Below are 16,904 nucleotides of genomic sequence, written 5' to 3'. Positions count from 1 at the left end.
GGATGAGCTCCTCCTTTACCACAAGCTGTTCTGGGATACTTTGCGGGAAATGCCGTTGACGATGATCAGCAGGATCAGATTGATAATGGAGTTGAACAACCCTACTGCCGAGGAGAAGCTGAAATTTGCACCGATCAGACCAACCTTGTACACATACGTGGAGATGACCTCCGATGCGCTTGTGTTGAGCGGATTCTGCATCAGATATATTTTTTCAAAGCCGACACCCATAATGCTGCCCAAACTCAGAATCAGCATGATAACGGTGACCGGAACGAGTGTTGGAAGGTCGATATGCCAAATTTTCCGAAGCCTTGAAGCGCCGTCCATCTTCGCTGCCTCATACAGTGATGGATCAACACCAGCAAGAGCTGCGATGTATATGATGGATGAATATCCCATGCCCTGCCACACACCGGACCAGACATAGATCGATTTGAAGTATTCCGGAATGCCCATGAAGTTGGTCATCGGGAAGCCGAGCAGTGTGAACAGCTTGTCTACCACGCCCACATGCGGGGACAGCATCAGAATAATAATGGATACCATCACAACCGTGGAGATAAAATGCGGAGCGTAGGTGACCATCTGGACGGTCTTCTTAAAGTAACCCGTTCGGATCTCATTCAGCGCCAGCGCAAGCAGGATCGGAATGGGGAACCCGGCGATCAGGGAATAGAAGCTGATGCCGATCGTATTTTTGATCAGGAGCCAGAAGTTGGGGGATTCGAAGAATGCTTCGAAGTGTTTGAATCCAACCCAAGGACTTCCCCAGATTCCTTTGACTACACTAAAATCCTTAAAGGCGATCTGGACTCCAACCATCGGGATGTACTTGAAGATCAACAGATACAACACGGGAGGCAGAACGAGCAGATAGAGCTCCCAATGCTTCTTGAGGCTTTTGATGAATGGATGCTGCCTTTTGGGCTCCACATGATTCCTTTGCTGGAGTTCCAGGTTGGCGGGTATGCTTTCCGTAGCTCGACTCATTTGCGTCACTCCTTCTACACCTCAAGTGTAATAATACATTACATTTACTTCTCTTAAACATCCTGTTTTTCGATCGAATTGATGTTTTGGCGCCGACCGTGTTAGTAATAGTATCAGGTAGCGCTTTCTTAATTCGATAGTACATGGAACCATGTTTTTTGATCAATTCGTAATTTTCTCCCACCTCTCCATATTCCATAAACCCTTGCGGCACAAGCATTGATGCGCCTTTATTATCAGGAATCCCACCTCCGTATGCTTGAATACAAAAATCCCGGAGGCCCTGATTGCTCCCCCGGAATTCACATGCCGTCTATCCGCTTGTTAACAATTTGAACGTATGCGTGATCGGTGTTGCCCCAGAAACAGCAGATGGTGGCAGATCAACAACAAGTCCATTCTCCGTCTGCTGATACGAAATTACGTCATTGGTGCCAACGAGTTCGACTCGCTCTACTTTCTCCAAATAAGGGATGATGACTTGTGATTCTACTGCTTCGTTCTCGTTTCTGTATAAACGGAAGGCGTACACCGTGTTGATCTCTTGCTTCTGTGTGAAGGCCCAATCCTTCGTAAAATAAGGTCCGCAGATCCGGGTTCCATAGATCCCTTCTCCGTGGGTATTGAGCCATTCACCAAGTGCCTTGATGCCCCTCACTGCCCCTTTGGGAAGGCGACCATCCGGCTGCGGTCCAACATTCAGCGCCAGGTTGCCGCCCTTGGACACCACTTCCAGCAAAATATGCGCCAGCTGTCTTCCCGATTTATACTGGTCATCGAAACCAAAGGCGAAGGAATTACCCACCGTAATGCAGCTCTCCCAAGGGATATTCATCGGATGTTCCGGGATGGTCTGCTCTGGGGTAACAATATTCTCGTACGGTCCACCCACCGTGCGGTCTGCTGACAGAAGCCATGGCTGTGTTGTCTGACGTGCCCGCTCCACAACTTCCCCGAGCCTGATATCCTGGCCGTGGCGACCCTCTCGCACCCAACCGGCATCCAGCCACAGGCATTCAATCCGCCCGTAATTCGTCAGCAGCTCCATGATCTGCTCATGTGTGAACTCCACGAATTTCTCCCACAGCCACGGATACTTGTGGGGATCGTACGATGGCCCGCGCCACATGTGACTTCCACGCTCCATGCCCGGTGCCCAGTAATATGGGGTATGCCAGTCCGCTTTGGAGAAATACGCCGAGATCCCCAGCCCTTTGGCCCGGAATGCGTCAAACAGTGCTCTACAGATGTCCGCATATTTATGGGTATGGAACGGGGTATCCTTGCCTGTGATCCGATAATCGGTCGTATGGGTGTCCCACATGCAGAAACCGTCGTGGTGCTTCGTCGTGAACAGGAAGTATTTAAAGCCATTGTCTGCTGCCATCTGTGCCCATTCTTCGGGTTGGAAGCGAATCGGATTGAAGGTTCTGTTCAGATCGAAATATTCCCGCTTGAAATGCTCCATGTCGTCCGTCCAGTCGATGTCATCACGCGACCAATCGCCGTCCTCATCACTCAGTGCCCAGGACTCCACGAGCCCAAGCTGGGAATAGGGACCCCAGTGCATCATCAGCCCCAACTTCTGGTCCTTGAACCACTCCAGCCGCTCAAGCAGCAGCGGATCTTCCGGTTTGACCCATTCTTCCTCTTTGCTAAAATTGTGTACCCCGGCTTCGACAACCTGTTCTTCCTGTTCCAGCACCACGTCTTTGGTTTCGCTCATCCCGTTCATCTCCTTTGGATTAGATATAAGATAAACTACACAGGTTAAGCCCTGGCACTCCGATTACAGAACCATCTTCCGATCGCTGTTATCCCCGGATTTCTTTAAATTCAATCTATAATCGGTAAAAATCCGGGGATAAAGGCGCACGCTACGCTTCTTCAGATTGGTTCTGCAATCTCCGTTTTGGCTTAAACGTTCAGTTCAACACAATAAGGGCATCATTACAGTGAAATTTCGCGTCCCTCGCGTGCAGACTCGTAGATGGCGCAGAGCATTTTCATCACTTCAACGCCGTCCTGTACCGGACTAAGTGTTTCCTTGCGGCCCTGTGTGCTGTCGATAAAATGGTTGATTTCATTTCGGAACGAGCCCATAAAATCGAAGGATTTGAAATCCACCTGTGGGGTCATATTCAAAATGGTGTTGAATTTCTCGCCAATGATCGAGATTTCCGGCTCCAGTTCGGCACCGCCCTTGTCGCCATATAGTTTGACCGAGGTTTCATCTGCTTTCGCATGAAGCGTGAAGCTGACATCCACGAGCAGACTTGCCCCATTTTCGAAACGAATCAGGGCATTCGCCATGTCCTCGACAGTATTCTGTTCAGCGTCATAGTCTGCGGCTTTGTAAAAGGACAGATTTTTGATATGTGCGCGATTGCCGAGTCGATTGGACACGTTGGCAGAAACGGATTTCACCTTCGGTCTGCCCATCAGGTACCAGCAAATATCGATGACATGAACACCAATATCAATCAGTGGACCGCCGCCGGATCGATTGATATCCGAGAACCAGCCGCCCGGGTTACCGAGGCGACGCAAGCTGGACGCTTTGGCATAATAGATCTCGCCCAGTTCACCCGCATCGATGAACTTCTTCAGAATCTGTGCATTGTCGCTATAGCGGCGCACAAAACCGACCTGCAGCAGCTTGCCGCTGCGATGAACGGCTTTCTCTACTTCGAGTGCATCTTCTACGGTTTGGCATAGCGGCTTCTCACACAGCACGTTTTTGCCCGCATCCAGTGCGGCAATGCTGATCTCTGCGTGTGAATCATTCCATGTACAGATGCTGACGGAATGAATCTCGGGCAAGGCCAGCAGTTCCTTGTAGTCGGTAAATACATGAGTTGCATCATATTTTTTCGCCATCTCTGCGGCACGTGCTTCATTCAGGTCGCATATGGCGTAAATTTCAACGTCTGGGTTACTGGCATAGGCTTGCAGGTGGCAATCGGATATTGATCCGGCACCGATGACGGCGACTTTCAATTTGGACATTGTGCTGATCCCTCCATAAATAAATAATTGACGTCCAGCGGAGTAGACGTTACGGTTACGAATCGTTCTTCCGATCGCTCTTATCCCCAGATTTCTTCAATTCCCTTTTTGCAAAGGGGAAATCCGGTGATAAAGGCGCACGCTACGCTTCTTCAGAATCGATTTCGCCCCCTCCACTACTTTTCCTAACTGAACTGACTTTCCGTTAGATCCATACGTAACTATTCATACTTTTCATTTAAAACAAGTACTCCGCTCTATGCCTCTTCCCATAGGCGGCGAACGTTATCCATCGCTATGCGTGAAGCGGTTTTGCAATTTTCCATACCCTCGAATTCAACCGAAATATATCCGTTATACCCGGATTGCTTCAATACACGAAACACCTCAGGCATGTCGATATCGCCATGGCCTACAATAGCACCGCGCAGGTAATTGCCGTGCGAGGTTTGGAACCATCCTTCACCGGGATTGCGGTACGAAGATCTCCAGTAGAAGTCCTTGGCGTGCACAATCGACGCGTATGGAATGTTATTTTTCACAGCACTCACTGGATCTTCATCTACACAGAGGAAATTGCCAACATCCAGCGTGGTCTTGAAATTTTCCCGTGCCGTTTCATGCAGCAAACGCTGAATTCGCTCGCTGGACTGCACATAGTATCCGTGATTCTCCACACTCGTTGTAATTCCGAAACCGGCTGCATAGTCGGCAATTCGCTGACAGGCCTCCACCAGTACCGGCAGATCCTTCTCAAACTGCGCTACAGTCCCTTCTTCAGCTGGACGAAAAGCTACATCATGACGCATAAGCTTAACACCCAGCGCAGCAGCCACATCCACATGCCGCATCACATTCTGTATCTCTTGCTCCAGCGCATCGGCGTCCTCCTGTACAGCGAAGTTTGCGCCAATCGCATAATTGGAAATATCGATTCCGACTTCTTCTGCCGTATGTTTAATTTCATCAATCAACTCTGGATTGTCGATCAGACTGAATCCCATCGGTACAATCTCCACATGCTCGCCGCCCTGCTCGGCAATAAATCGGATGGCACCCGGCACAGTCAATTCCTTGCGATCAAGTGCCTGTTGCAGACTGTAGGTACTAAGTCCAACTTTCATACTTCACCTCATCCTCTCTTGTAGTCGATGTCCATACCCAACGTATACCTTTTTCCGGATGGCACGACAATTCCCAATAATCGTTTGCTATACTTTTTTCCTTTTCCTAGCCCAAATCTGCCTTATTTACAAAAGTTACTGCCTGATCGTTCGTCTTATGCAGCTCAAACACGATGATTTCATTTACACCTTGGCGCAGCAGCGGCGCAGGGACGTACAAGGTTTTTTGCGGCCCCTTATCCCAATATCGCCCCAGATTGAAGCCGTTTACATAAACGACGCCTTTGGTCCAATGATCCAGACGCAGAAAGGTATCTTGCGCTTCGTTTACTTGAAAGTTTCCCCGGTAAAATGACGGACCCTCAATATCAGAAGATCGTTCGCCGAATTGCAATTCAGACAGATCCGTCAGCGGCAGACAATAAATCGTCCAATCGAATAGAAATTGAAAGCCATGGCGCACTCCCTCTGTAATACCCTTCGGATCTCTCAGGTAAGGTCCATAGTTGATTCGCCCCATGTTTTCAACAAGAATCGAAATGTCCGCACCCTCTTCAGGCACTTCAAAGGACACCGACAAAGCATCGTTCCCGCGTTCCAGCACGCCCTGAAATTGACCATCCACAAACACTAACGCACGGTCATGCACCTCTTGAACCACCAGCTCCTGTCGCTCTCTGGGCCCGGAAATTCGGGTTTGGTACAAAATAAATCCATAATCCTGACCGAGCTTCTCCATCGGTTCCGGATTGGTTCGCTGAACCGGGACCGAGATTCGGTCTACCTGTCTCAGCAGTTCAGCCTGTTCCGTCAACTTCACTTGCCCGTAGGCAAAGGTTCCCTTTGATTCAGGCAGTACAAGCTCTCCCATATCGCGGCCGCTGTACCGGGCAATAAGATTACGTACTGCATGAAATTTTGCTGTCGGCTCCCCTGATTCGCTGAGCAGAGAGTCGTAATCATAACTTGTAATGGTAGGCTCGTATTGATTTTTTTGCTGACAATTGGCCCCGTTGTAGAATCCGAAGTTTGTTCCGCCATGGAACATATAAAAGTTAACTGAAGCACCTTCCCGCAGCATCTCCTCGAATACACCAGCTACATCCTCTGCATCACGAGTGTGATGTGACTCTCCCCAATGATCAAACCAACCGTTCCAGTATTCCATGCACATCAATGGTTCTTCGCCTTGGTATCTGCGCAGCTTGGCAAAAGCCCCTTGCGTCCCTGAGCCGAAATTGACCGTAGCCAGGTGCCCTGGCACTGATCCAGCCTGCAGCATGTGGTCTGTCGGTCCGTCGGACGTAAAGAGCAGTACGTCGATACCACGCCGCACCATGCCATCACGCAAATAACTCAGATAATCCGCATCATTTCCAAAGCTGCCGTATTCGTTTTCGATCTGCATCGCGATGATTGGTCCGCCTTGGGTGCTGAGGAGCGGTTGCAATTTGGGCAAAAGCACATCATAATAACGGTCCACATTCGCCAGAAACTGCTCATCATTACATCGAAGACGTATGGCATCATCAGCCAGCAGCCAGGAAGGCAACCCTCCGAATTCCCATTCGGCACATATATAAGGACTCGGACGGACAATGACATACAAACCCAAATCTCCTGCAATTTGAATAAAACGTTCCAGATCCGCCATGCCTTCAAAACGATACTGTCCCGGCTGTGGTTCATGAAAATTCCACGGCACGTATGTCTCCACGGTATTAAATCCGCAAGCCTTCAGCTTCAATAGCCGATCTTCCCAATATTCGGGGACTACCCTGAAATAATGGATGGCTCCTGACAAAATTTGAACAGGTTTGTTATCATACATGAATTGTGAACCTTGATAAGTCAGAACCGCCATGCTACACCTCTCCCCACTCGCTCAGATACACACCCAGCCTGGACAACGTAGGGTACCACCTGGATTGATGAATGGTTAGTCGAACCCTTCTCGATGTGACTCTCGGAAATCGACAAATTCGTTTGTACCCTACAATCGTTCCGGTATATATCTCATCCCAGGTACCGTCTGGCCTGCTAACCTCCAGTGTAAAACGCTCAATCCGTTGACCTATCTGGATATGTTCCATCAGCACGATCCGGTCAAACGCTGTTTCCGTCAGCAAATCAACCTCTATCCAAGCTTGCTCCGTTCCTTCGCGCGGACACCAATACGTATCCCGCTGTTCATTCAGCACTTGCGAGACTTCATGTTGCTCATCCATCGTCTCCGATGCTTCAGCCTTTGCATGTAATGCCAGGTCTTCCTGAAAAGTGGTACGCAGGACATCTCCCAACTCCTGCAGCCGTTCCACATCCCGTTCATGAATAAGGCCACGCTTATCCGGCGGCAGGTTGAGCAGAAAACTGGCGTTGCCCCCTACTGCGCCGTAGTAAACGGTAATCAGCTCTTCTAGCGTTTTAACCTGAGTATCCTCGCTTGCATGATAGAACCACCCTGGACGAATGGATGTATTCACCTCGGCAGGGTACCAGATCAGCTCGTCACCTAGGTCACGGATGACCTCTCTGCTTCCCAAATCACTGTCCTGTGTATTGACCCTTCTAGCAAACTCCCCATCATCAACCTGCTGGGATTGCTCCTGAATCTTTTCATTATCCTGCATATGCGCTGGCACAACACTCCATTCCGAATCCCGTGTGTGACCAGCCTCGTTACCGCACCAGCGGACATCCGGGCCACATACCGAGATCACAGCTTCCGGCTGGAGTTCCCGAATAAGCGCATAATATGCGTCCCAGTCGTAGACCTGCCTTTTGCCATTCGGACCTTCTCCGCATGCTCCGTCAAACCACACACAGAAGATATCGCCATAATTGGTGAGCAGCTCGCGTAGCTGATGGAGGAAAAACTCGTTATACCTCTCTGAATCTCCGTATGATGCCTCATGGCGATCCCAAGGGGACAGATACACCCCGAACTTCAATCCACCCTCACGGCAGGCATCGGCCACTTCTTTTACCAGATCACCTGTGCCGCTTCTCCACGGACTGGCTGCGACGGTATGTCCCGTAAACTGACTTGGCCACAAACAAAACCCGTCATGATGCTTGCACGTCAGGATCAATCCCTTCATCCCCGCTGCCTTACACGTCTCTACCCACTGCATTGCACTCAGTTCCGAAGGATTGAAGATTGCCGGGCTTTCTTCGCCAGTCCCCCATTCGTGATCCGTGAATGTATTCACCGTAAAATGAATAAAGGCGTAGAACTCCATCTCCTGCCACTCCAGCTGCCGCTTGGAAGGACTGACTTGTGCTGCAGCCTTGACCCAATCGCCTGCTTGCAGTCCATGACTCATCGTGTATCACTCCCGTCATTCTTGGATTGGAATGCACTTAACAGATGTTGTTTGGCTTCTTCAACCATTTGCGGATGAATGGGCTTGTGGAAACTGCCTCCATATCGGACACCTGAACCCATATGTATTTCGGTGATACCCGTTTGCCTTACCAAATCCCTAATCCTGTTCAAGGTCACCCCTGAGCCTGCCATTACCGTTACACCCAATGCCTGCCCGAGTTCATGAAGTTGTTTTAATTGAAGCATGGCTTCTGGTGCTGTCTGTTTTCCTCCAGATGTCAGTACACGCTCTACCTGTCCCAACGTGCTGATGGAATGGAGTGTTCCTGTCAGACTTGAGCTCACATCCATAGCCCGGTGAAACGTAACACCAAGTCCCTGTGCTTCGGATAAACATGACTCCATGGCTGCAAGATCAACTTCTCCGCCTTCTGACAAGGCACCGACTACAATGCCGGATGCTCCAAGTTCTCTAGCTATGCGCACCTCCTGGGTCATGACACGGATGTCCCCGGCGCTATAGCAGAACGAGCGGCTATGCGGACGAATCATGACATATACCGGAATGGAAACTTGGGACACCACTTGCTCGATAATGCCAACGCTGGGGGTAAGGCCTCCTTCAGACATGGCAGAGACCAGTTCAATTCGATCTGCTCCACCCTGCTCGGCTGCCCTGGCGTCTGCTGCATCTACCGCAATCACTTCCAGTATGGGCTGTCTCTTCATCTGATGACTCCCTTCGCTCCTTCCAATATATAAGTCTTCGAGGCTTCTCACCATTCACAAAGCGTCCGGCTTTTTGACCTTTTGTGCCTACTTGCCGAATGGTATAATCTGTGACAACAAGTTCAAGGCGGTGATTCCATGGATACGGATGTGATCTTTCCCAATATGACGAGCACACTGCAGGTTACAGGATGTCATTTTGGCAGGAAATCACCCGGCTGGGTCTATCCCAAGCACCATCATCATTTATATGAAGTTCTGTACTGCCAATGTGGAGAAGGCAGACTGCAGATCGGTGCGGATGAAATTCTGCTTGGTCCAGGAGACTGGTTATTCATCCGGGCAGGCGCCAGACATCAGATGGAGAACGCCCATACCCACGATTCCGAGATGCGAAGAACGCTGAGCCAGCGTGAATATCGTCTCATTCCCCACAGCAAGGCAGCTACCACTGAACTGCCTGCCTATGTAGCCAAGATTGAACGGGAGATGCAGTACAGTCTTTCCTCGACTTCCCTGTCAGTTCCGAATGGCCCTGAGACCAGAATCACCCTGACCTCGGTTCAGAAAATGGCACTGCAAGCCTACATCCTCCTGATTATTCAGGAGCTCATCCTGCTGCAATCCGGAGAAGTTGAAGCTAGCCCGGACGTCATACCGGAGGCTACCATGCATAAGGCTGATACTGCACATCGCATCGAAGAGCAGCTGCAGAACATCATTTCGAGTGAAGGCTCCATCACACAGATGGCCGAAGAGCTGAACCTTAGTCGCAGCCAGTGCACCAAAATATTCAAAGAAATATACGGCATCTCCCCTCGGCAATATGTCACGGAGAAGAAGCTTAACCATGCAAAACAACTGCTCGTCAGCACCAATAAGACCATTGAGGATATCGCGGATGAACTCGGCTATCACTCCGTCAGCCACTTCTCCAGGCAATTCAGACGGGGTACCGGACTCTCACCGAACCAGTTCCGTCCACGCCCCATGACATAAGGACCGACAAAGCGCATCACTTGCGCATTTGCGGTCCTTATTCCTGGCTATCGATTAACGGTCAGTTTCCAAAAGGCAATCCGATCCCTTTTCCATGTATAAGTGACATACAGATCCTTCCCGTTGGACATGATGGCTGGATAGGAATATTCCCCCGGTTCGTTCTCCAATATGAATTCATCACCCCAAGTTCGGCCATTATCGACTGAAAAAGCAACAACCAAAGGCGTTCGCGGGCTATCCGTTGCATACCCGCTGACCGGATTGTAGACAAGTGCAAGCAAGCCGTCCTCCATCAACGTGGCATCAATTCCGCTATTGTTATTTGGCAGCTCTGTCTGGTAAGCCTCACACCAGCTCCATCCACCATCATCCGAATCACTGCGATAAATAACCCCCTCGGTGCTGCGCAGCAGCATATGCACACGCTTCTCGCCGGAAGACCACAATGTGGGCTGGATCAGCCCTTTGGCAAACCAGTGCTCTGTCCCAACATAAGTGGACAGATCCATCGGTACATCAGCACTCTTCGTCCATGTGCTCCCCTGATCTGTCGATATATCGACAAACGACTCCCAGATCTGGTGGCCTGGGACCTCAGAGTCAGGTCGTTCAATGGAAGCTGGAGCCAAAATCGTCCCATCCTCCAGTTGAATAGGCTTATTGCGGACCGGGCCGCGACCACCCCGATCTCCAGGCACCAGTTCTTGGGGCGCGCTCCACGCATGCCCACCGTCCTCCGAGCGAATGATGCGGGTATGCCAATCCGTAATCTCGTGCCCTACCTTGTAAAACAACATAAGCGAATCACCCAGTACGAACAGCACAGGGTTCCAGTGAGCAATGCCTTCTTCATCTGCAACTTTGCGCGGAGCAGACCATGACCCATCTTCCTGCCTTGCCACCCAGATTGCGACATCACTTGCCTTCTCATGACTGCCCGCAAACCAAGCGGCAAGTACCACTCCATCCGGTGAAACAGCAATGGTGGAAGCATGACTGCTCTGAAAAGGCTGACCTTCATGAAAGACATACTGCTTGTCGGCAATGATCTTCATCAATGGATTCTCCTTTGGATGATCACATTTTGTTATTTTTGTTATTTAACTATCGTTATTATGATTTAGGTCTAGTCTAAAACGTTAGGTTCAGCTCGTCAACACAAAAAAAAGACACCCCGGAGGGTGTCTATCTTGCCTTGATTTCCTTTTCGGTCATCCTGGCTTTTTTTATTTTTTGCGACGAGCCTTCGTCATTCGATTAAACATAATAAGTGCGGCAATCACCATGGCAATCATGGCGATACTACTTGCTGATTCCTGCGACATGCCGAACAGCATACCCAGGTTGGTTACCAGGCTTCGTACAATCAGCGCCACTGCAATCAGCAGGATTGGACTCCAAAAATTATACCTTCTCATCCTTCGCAACACTCCTGACCAGATTGTTCAGAATTCCAGGATCTCCTAACAACATCATAACAGTCAGCTTGTCCAGTGACAACATGCCCATCACTGGATGCCTGTATGCCTATGCTAGACCTGTTTGAATTCAATCCAGTCGATCTGCAGACCCGGTTTGGTGAAGTCCAGCTTCAACTCATACAGCCCTGCTTCCAGCTCTACTTTTACAAGCTTCTGTCTGATCCATTTGCCTTCTGTACCATTGGTCTGAATGGTCGTCATCAACTGGTCGTTCAAAAGCACATTACATGCGCTTTGGGCCAGTTCCGGCTCAGGGGACATGATCTGTACGATAATCCGATATTGGCCTGCTTCGTCTACTTTCATGTAGACTGGCTCGCTTACAGCAGGCTTCACCTGTGCATTCTCAGCCAGAGCCTGGGCCTGGTCCGCAGCAAGAGATGCATTGGCCTGGAAGGAAGCCACGTTCTCCACGATTTCGTGTTTTCTCGAGGAAACCGGTGCATTCATGATGAACTTGCAAATATTGATCGCCGAGCGCTGGAGCTCTCCGCGTGTCAGGGTTCCATTTGCCAAGGATTCAATCGTGTTATCATCCCAGCCGTTGATCTCTGCGCCATAGTTTGGAACAACCATGTACAGATCGTTCTGGGCACGAATCATCCAGTTCGTGTATTTGCGGTCAGCCTCTCCGCCTTCGACCACATCGTTCATAATGGCCCACCAGTCTGTCATAACAATCCCGTCGAAATTCCACTCTCCGCGAAGAATCGTCGTGTTCAGATCGTAGTTGGATGCAGCCCAGTGTCCGTTGATCGGGTTGTAGGAGGTCATAATGGAATTGGCGCCACCTTGCTTCACGGCAATTTCAAACCCTTTCAGGTAAATCTCACGCAGTGCACGCTCTGAGACTACGGCATCAACCTTACTGCGGTGTTTCTCCTGATTGTTGCAGGCAAAGTGCTTCAGGGTTGCGTTGGATCCGCCCTTCATAATACCTTTGGTGCATGCTGCCGCAAACACACCCGAGATCAGTGGGTCTTCGGAGAAGTACTCGAAGTTACGACCGTTAAGCGGGCTGCGGCGAATATTGAGTCCAGGTCCGAGCAGCGTATCCACCTGATTTCTTAGCAGCTCCTGCCCTTCCATGACGTACAGCTCTTCAACCAGATCCGTATTCCATGTTGCTGCCAGCAGCGTGCCGATCGAGACTTGTGTAGCTTTCTCACCACTATCCATACGAATACCGGACGGGCCATCCGCTGTGCAGGCTACAGGAATACCGTAGTTAAACAGGCTGTCACTGACACCACCGAAAGCGGACGCTGTACCGGAGGTAACGAGCGGACTGCTCATACCCTCGCCTCGTACGATTGCAGCCAGATCCTGATCGCTTAGTTGGGCGATGAAGGCTTCCAGATTAACTTTTCCGTTTTTGACATCGCTCAATTTGTAACCTTGGTTGCCCGTTTGCTCCAGCGTTTGCGGTAGATTTTGCTCAATCCGGTCTGCCATGGAAACCTGACGCTTCGGCACGTCTACATAAATGAGCTCGTATGACCCATCTGCCTTGCGAACACCTGGCTTCATCCGGGTGAAATCTTCGGTTGGGGCCATCGCCTCTTGCAGCTGCTCTACCAGTTGAATCGTTTCTACGATGTACCCTTCCTGACCGTCAATTTCGATGTGGTCTGCTTGTTTTACACTGGTACCGACATGCAAACGATACGTGCCTTCTTCGAGAACGTAAGCAGAAGCATATCCTGTGACGCCTGCATCATCGTAAGACGCCATGGTATGTACCGGGAAGCTTACTGTCAGCAATTCCGATTCTCCAGGCTGTAGCAGTCCTGTTTTGCCGAAAGCAGCCAGAGCCTTCACTGGTTGTCCCAGCTTGCCTTGTGGTGCTTCATAGTACACCTGTACAACCTCTTTGCCCGCATATGTCGTGCCCGAGTTGGTCACATTTACACGGACTTCAATGAAGGTTTGGCCTTCTGCGGAAATCGTGCGTGCATCTTGTGGTTGAATGGCAAACGTCGTATAAGACAGGCCGTAACCGAATTCATATTGCACCTTTTCAGGTCGAAACGTTTCGAAATAACGATAACCCACATAAATATCTTCCTGATACAGGTTCTTAAACTCGTTGCCATAGTTGCTGGTTGAAGGGTAATCTTCGATGGAATACGCGATCGTATCCGTCAGTTTACCGCTCGGTGTAACGCCACCCGCCAGTACATCGGCAATCGCGTTACCGCCTTCCATACCCCCATGCCAGGAGTAGATGACGCCCTGAATCGGATGTACATACGTTTCGTTCAACCAGCTCATATCGATAATATTCGAGACATTCAGCACCACAACGGTGTGTTCAAAATGCGCTGTAACCTGCTTCAGCATGGCTTTCTCATCTTCGGTCAGCTGGTAGCTGCCTGGTGCATCGGCGTTATCCTGATCTTCCCCAGCAGTACGTCCAATAACGACGATGGCTTTGCCGGACTTGCTTCTTGCTTGTGCAACCAATTCATCTGTCAGAGGCATTTCCTTCTGGTTCCAAGGCTCAGCGGCCCATACTTTACCACCATCATCAAATGGATTTTCCTCAATCCACTTTTCATAGACTGCTGCCAGCTCTTCATTAACGGTGATGTTCTTCTTGCTGCGAAGCCCATCCAGCAGGTTAGTTGTATATGCTACATGCACGCTTCCGCCTGAACCTGTACCGCTGCGATAGTAGTTAACTTGAATACGGCCAAAAACTGAAACGTTTTCGTTGTCACGAAGAGGAAGAACCTGACCTTCGTTTCTCAATAGCACCGCGCCTTCTGCGGCAACCGTGCGGCTAAATTCTGCAAACCCTTCCAATGGAACTCCGATTTGATGTGTACTCAATGATTTCCCTCCTGATTGTCATCTCCATAATCCATGAATCACTATCCCTATTCAGTGATTTGGTAGATTCGCTTGTACATAGTCCCATATTAACAGATTCTATAGAAGAAAATAACTCACGAAACCGCTTTTTCACATTGTCGACATGACATTTCAGAAAAATCAAACCAAAAAGCCACGAACGCAATCCGTCCGTGACTTTTTTTAATTCGTTTCAATCCGCTATTCAAGTCGTCAGCTTCGCATATAGAAGGAAGAATAACATATCTTCACCCACGATAACGTAGTTCGGAACCTGATAGATTAGATCCACAATGACAAATGCAGCCAGTACGCCAACCATCGTTACCAGATGAAACGGACGAAGTCTTAAGTGTGCATGTCGGTAACGATGGAACACGAGCGAGGTCGACAGGAAGTAGAGCAATACCGATCCGAAACCAAATCCCAGCATGAATACATAGTTAAGCTGATTCAGGTACAGCAGCTGAATTGAAGCGGCGATCATGCTCATTGAAATGTAAATGAACAGATGACCATAGATGATCGCTTGCCCGGCAGTCTGAATTTCCTTGCTGACCTTTTTCTCCACGTTATCGAAATACTGCCACCACATTGCAATGACGAATATGGAAGTCAAGGCGGCAAACAGGATGGATCTTAGATCCCAATGATCGGCCTGCAGTACAGCAATAATACTAACTACCGACTCACCGAGCAGGATGAGTGTAAAGAGTGCAAAGCGTTCGAGCAGGTGATGCGTCTGGATCGGTACCTTCACCAGATTTTTGCGTCCAATTAGCGGCAGTACGATATCAACGGCAATCCCCGCATACAGTACGACGTAACGCACCCAGGAATCGAAGAACAGAGAACCTGAGGAGATCAGAATACCGATGATAAAGCAGATACCCAGATAACGTGCTGCCTGTTGTTGATGTGTGCTTTTGGACTTGTGAACCGTAAGATACTGGATCGCGGTAAATGCCCTCGAACCGATATACCCTACGAAGAATGACAGGTAATACTGATCAAAGTGGGTCGAAAGACTTGCCGTCATCACGAGAACCGACAGAAGCTGAAGGATGAGAAAGATGCGATGGCTGAGGACATCCTGACCGTATCGATTAATGAATAGAGTCTGTCCCACCCATGCCCACCATACGGGGATGAAGATTAATACAAATTTCATTAGATATTCAAACGTAATAACGCCGTGATCGGCATGCAGCAGGACATGTCCTGCTTTGGATACGGCTGCGACGAAGAGCAGATCGTAAAACAGCTCCAGCCAGGTAACCTTTTTCTCCATCATCCTTCGATGCTCCTTTGGGTTCAAGTCTTCATTGCCTTATGTAAAAGTTAATCCATTCGCGGCCGGAACTTCATTCTGGCCGCTATGGTTTATATTGTCCATTACCCGGCAGTTGTTGCAGGTTCCAACGTTCTTACCACAATCGGCTGCAGATTGCCTTCGATTTGTTCGCGGTATTGTTCAAACCACTCTGGCAGCATCAATTTTTCTCCGAGTGCATCGGCAGGTTCATCTTTGGCAAATCCCGGTGGATCTGTTGCAATCTCAAACAGGATTCCGCCTGCTTCTCTGAAGTAGATAGCATTGAAATATTGACGGTCGCGGACTGGGGTTGGTTGGTAGCCATATTGGTATACGGCCCCTCTCCATGCCTCATGCTCTTCAAAATCTTTGGCACGCCATGCAATGTGGTGTACTGTGCCAGAGCCGCCTACACCCAGTGGTATACGGGTAACCGGAACGTCCACGACGTTGCCGATATCTCCGCTGGAACGGAAACGGGCATACTCTTCATTTTCATCCACTTTGACGAATCCCAGAATGTTCTCCAGCGCATCCATTGTTCTCGCCGGATTCACACTGAACAGTACAGCACCGCCGAAGCCTTTGATCGCTTTGTCTGCCGGAATTCCTTCATGCTCCCATGTGCTGGCAGCACCCTCTTCCCTTTCAACAAGCTCGAGCCGCAAGCCTTCGCTGTCTTCGAATTGAAGAAGCTCCTCATTAAAGCGACTTGTTTTGGTTACCTCAATGTTATAACGTTCCAGCCGATCCTGCCAGAAGCCAATAGTCCCAGGAGGAATGACATAAGAGGTAATACCTACTTGGCCGCCGCCAATTTTGCCTCGAGGTGATCCAGCAGATGGGAAGAAGGTAATAATGGTTCCGGGGCTGCCTTTTTCATCCCCGAAGTACAGATGGTACACGTCTGGTGCATCGAAGTTGATTGTTTTTTTCACGAGACGAAGTCCCAGAACCCCAGCATAAAAGTCGACATTGGCCTGTGGATCTCCCGCAAAAGCTGTAATATGGTGGATACCTGCAGTTTGAAGTTTCATAAAAAATTCCTCCTTGGATTTTCGAATTGG

General features: G+C 49.6%; 13 protein-coding genes. 1 reads left to right on the top strand and 12 read right to left on the bottom strand.

What is annotated here, in order from left to right; all coding sequences use genetic code 11:
* Nucleotides 1-15 precede the first annotated feature (15 nt).
* The 7 genes from MH144_RS25915 to MH144_RS25885 form a co-directional block, all read right to left on the bottom strand.
* Nucleotides 16-993: an ABC transporter permease gene (locus MH144_RS25915; protein WP_095293097.1), complete on the bottom strand. Its 978-nt coding sequence runs from the start codon at nucleotides 991-993 to the stop codon at nucleotides 16-18.
* A 313-nt stretch (nucleotides 994-1,306) separates the two neighbouring features.
* Nucleotides 1,307-2,719: an alpha-L-fucosidase gene (locus tag MH144_RS25910; RefSeq protein WP_239305162.1), complete on the bottom strand. Its 1,413-nt coding sequence runs from the start codon at nucleotides 2,717-2,719 to the stop codon at nucleotides 1,307-1,309.
* Between the two features lie 224 nt (nucleotides 2,720-2,943).
* Nucleotides 2,944-4,002, bottom strand: coding sequence for a Gfo/Idh/MocA family protein (locus MH144_RS25905; RefSeq protein WP_239305161.1), 1,059 nt, complete (start codon nucleotides 4,000-4,002; stop codon nucleotides 2,944-2,946).
* Between the two features lie 257 nt (nucleotides 4,003-4,259).
* The gene (locus MH144_RS25900) at nucleotides 4,260-5,126 is read right to left on the bottom strand and encodes a sugar phosphate isomerase/epimerase family protein (protein ID WP_239305160.1); all 867 of its coding nucleotides are present in this window, start codon (nucleotides 5,124-5,126) and stop codon (nucleotides 4,260-4,262) included.
* Nucleotides 5,127-5,232: 106 nt separating this feature from the next.
* Nucleotides 5,233-6,990 carry a glycoside hydrolase family 35 protein gene (locus MH144_RS25895; protein WP_239305159.1) on the bottom strand — a complete coding sequence of 586 codons (1,758 nt, stop codon included), beginning with the start codon at nucleotides 6,988-6,990 and terminating at the stop codon, nucleotides 5,233-5,235.
* 1 nt (nucleotide 6,991) lies between these two features.
* Nucleotides 6,992-8,452 (bottom strand): alpha-L-fucosidase, encoded by a 1,461-nt coding sequence (locus MH144_RS25890; RefSeq protein ID WP_239305158.1) that lies wholly within the window; start codon nucleotides 8,450-8,452, stop codon nucleotides 6,992-6,994.
* On the bottom strand, nucleotides 8,449-9,183 hold the full coding sequence (locus MH144_RS25885) for a copper homeostasis protein CutC (protein ID WP_239305157.1): 735 nt from the start codon (nucleotides 9,181-9,183) through the stop codon (nucleotides 8,449-8,451). Before MH144_RS25885 ends, MH144_RS25890 begins: the two co-directional genes overlap by 4 nt.
* Before the next feature lie 138 nt (nucleotides 9,184-9,321).
* Between MH144_RS25885 and MH144_RS25880 the strand changes: the two genes are divergently transcribed.
* Nucleotides 9,322-10,182, top strand: a complete 861-nt coding sequence (locus tag MH144_RS25880; protein ID WP_239305156.1) for a helix-turn-helix domain-containing protein — start codon at nucleotides 9,322-9,324, stop codon at nucleotides 10,180-10,182.
* Nucleotides 10,183-10,229: 47 nt separating this feature from the next.
* Here the strand turns inward: MH144_RS25880 and MH144_RS25875 are convergent, their stop codons facing one another.
* The 5 genes from MH144_RS25875 to MH144_RS25855 form a co-directional block, all read right to left on the bottom strand.
* A complete protein-coding gene (locus MH144_RS25875; RefSeq protein ID WP_239305155.1) occupies nucleotides 10,230-11,240 on the bottom strand; it encodes a sialidase family protein in 1,011 nt (336 codons plus the stop codon).
* Nucleotides 11,241-11,411: 171 nt separating this feature from the next.
* The gene (locus MH144_RS25870) at nucleotides 11,412-11,603 is read right to left on the bottom strand and encodes a hypothetical protein (RefSeq protein ID WP_095362005.1); all 192 of its coding nucleotides are present in this window, start codon (nucleotides 11,601-11,603) and stop codon (nucleotides 11,412-11,414) included.
* A 114-nt stretch (nucleotides 11,604-11,717) separates the two neighbouring features.
* Nucleotides 11,718-14,501, bottom strand: a complete 2,784-nt coding sequence (locus tag MH144_RS25865; RefSeq protein WP_239305154.1) for a glycoside hydrolase family 3 C-terminal domain-containing protein — start codon at nucleotides 14,499-14,501, stop codon at nucleotides 11,718-11,720.
* Nucleotides 14,502-14,727: 226 nt separating this feature from the next.
* Complete coding sequence (locus MH144_RS25860; RefSeq protein ID WP_239305153.1) at nucleotides 14,728-15,816, bottom strand: low temperature requirement protein A; 1,089 nt, start codon at nucleotides 15,814-15,816, stop codon at nucleotides 14,728-14,730.
* 101 nt (nucleotides 15,817-15,917) lie between these two features.
* Nucleotides 15,918-16,874, bottom strand: a complete 957-nt coding sequence (locus MH144_RS25855; protein WP_239305152.1) for a ring-cleaving dioxygenase — start codon at nucleotides 16,872-16,874, stop codon at nucleotides 15,918-15,920.
* Between the last annotated feature and the right edge of the window lie 30 nt (nucleotides 16,875-16,904).

This window comes from Paenibacillus sp. ACRRY (assembly GCF_022346995.1).
GTDB lineage: Bacteria > Bacillota > Bacilli > Paenibacillales > Paenibacillaceae > Paenibacillus.
This window is presented reverse-complemented; position numbering and strand designations above follow the sequence as displayed.

Excerpts from the sequence above, each read along its gene's own strand:
- MH144_RS25915 (WP_095293097.1), bottom strand. The coding sequence starts at position 993 with ATGAGTCGAGCTACGGAAAGCATACCCGCCAACCTGGAACTCCAGCAA.
- MH144_RS25870 (WP_095362005.1), bottom strand. The coding sequence starts at position 11,603 with ATGAGAAGGTATAATTTTTGGAGTCCAATCCTGCTGATTGCAGTGGCG.
- MH144_RS25875 (WP_239305155.1), bottom strand. The coding sequence starts at position 11,240 with ATGAAGATCATTGCCGACAAGCAGTATGTCTTTCATGAAGGTCAGCCT.
- MH144_RS25895 (WP_239305159.1), bottom strand. The coding sequence starts at position 6,990 with ATGGCGGTTCTGACTTATCAAGGTTCACAATTCATGTATGATAACAAA.
- MH144_RS25880 (WP_239305156.1), top strand. The coding sequence starts at position 9,322 with ATGGATACGGATGTGATCTTTCCCAATATGACGAGCACACTGCAGGTT.
- MH144_RS25900 (WP_239305160.1), bottom strand. The coding sequence starts at position 5,126 with ATGAAAGTTGGACTTAGTACCTACAGTCTGCAACAGGCACTTGATCGC.
- MH144_RS25910 (WP_239305162.1), bottom strand. The coding sequence starts at position 2,719 with ATGAGCGAAACCAAAGACGTGGTGCTGGAACAGGAAGAACAGGTTGTC.
- MH144_RS25860 (WP_239305153.1), bottom strand. The coding sequence starts at position 15,816 with ATGATGGAGAAAAAGGTTACCTGGCTGGAGCTGTTTTACGATCTGCTC.
- MH144_RS25905 (WP_239305161.1), bottom strand. The coding sequence starts at position 4,002 with ATGTCCAAATTGAAAGTCGCCGTCATCGGTGCCGGATCAATATCCGAT.
- MH144_RS25890 (WP_239305158.1), bottom strand. The coding sequence starts at position 8,452 with ATGAGTCATGGACTGCAAGCAGGCGATTGGGTCAAGGCTGCAGCACAA.
- MH144_RS25885 (WP_239305157.1), bottom strand. The coding sequence starts at position 9,183 with ATGAAGAGACAGCCCATACTGGAAGTGATTGCGGTAGATGCAGCAGAC.
- MH144_RS25855 (WP_239305152.1), bottom strand. The coding sequence starts at position 16,874 with ATGAAACTTCAAACTGCAGGTATCCACCATATTACAGCTTTTGCGGGA.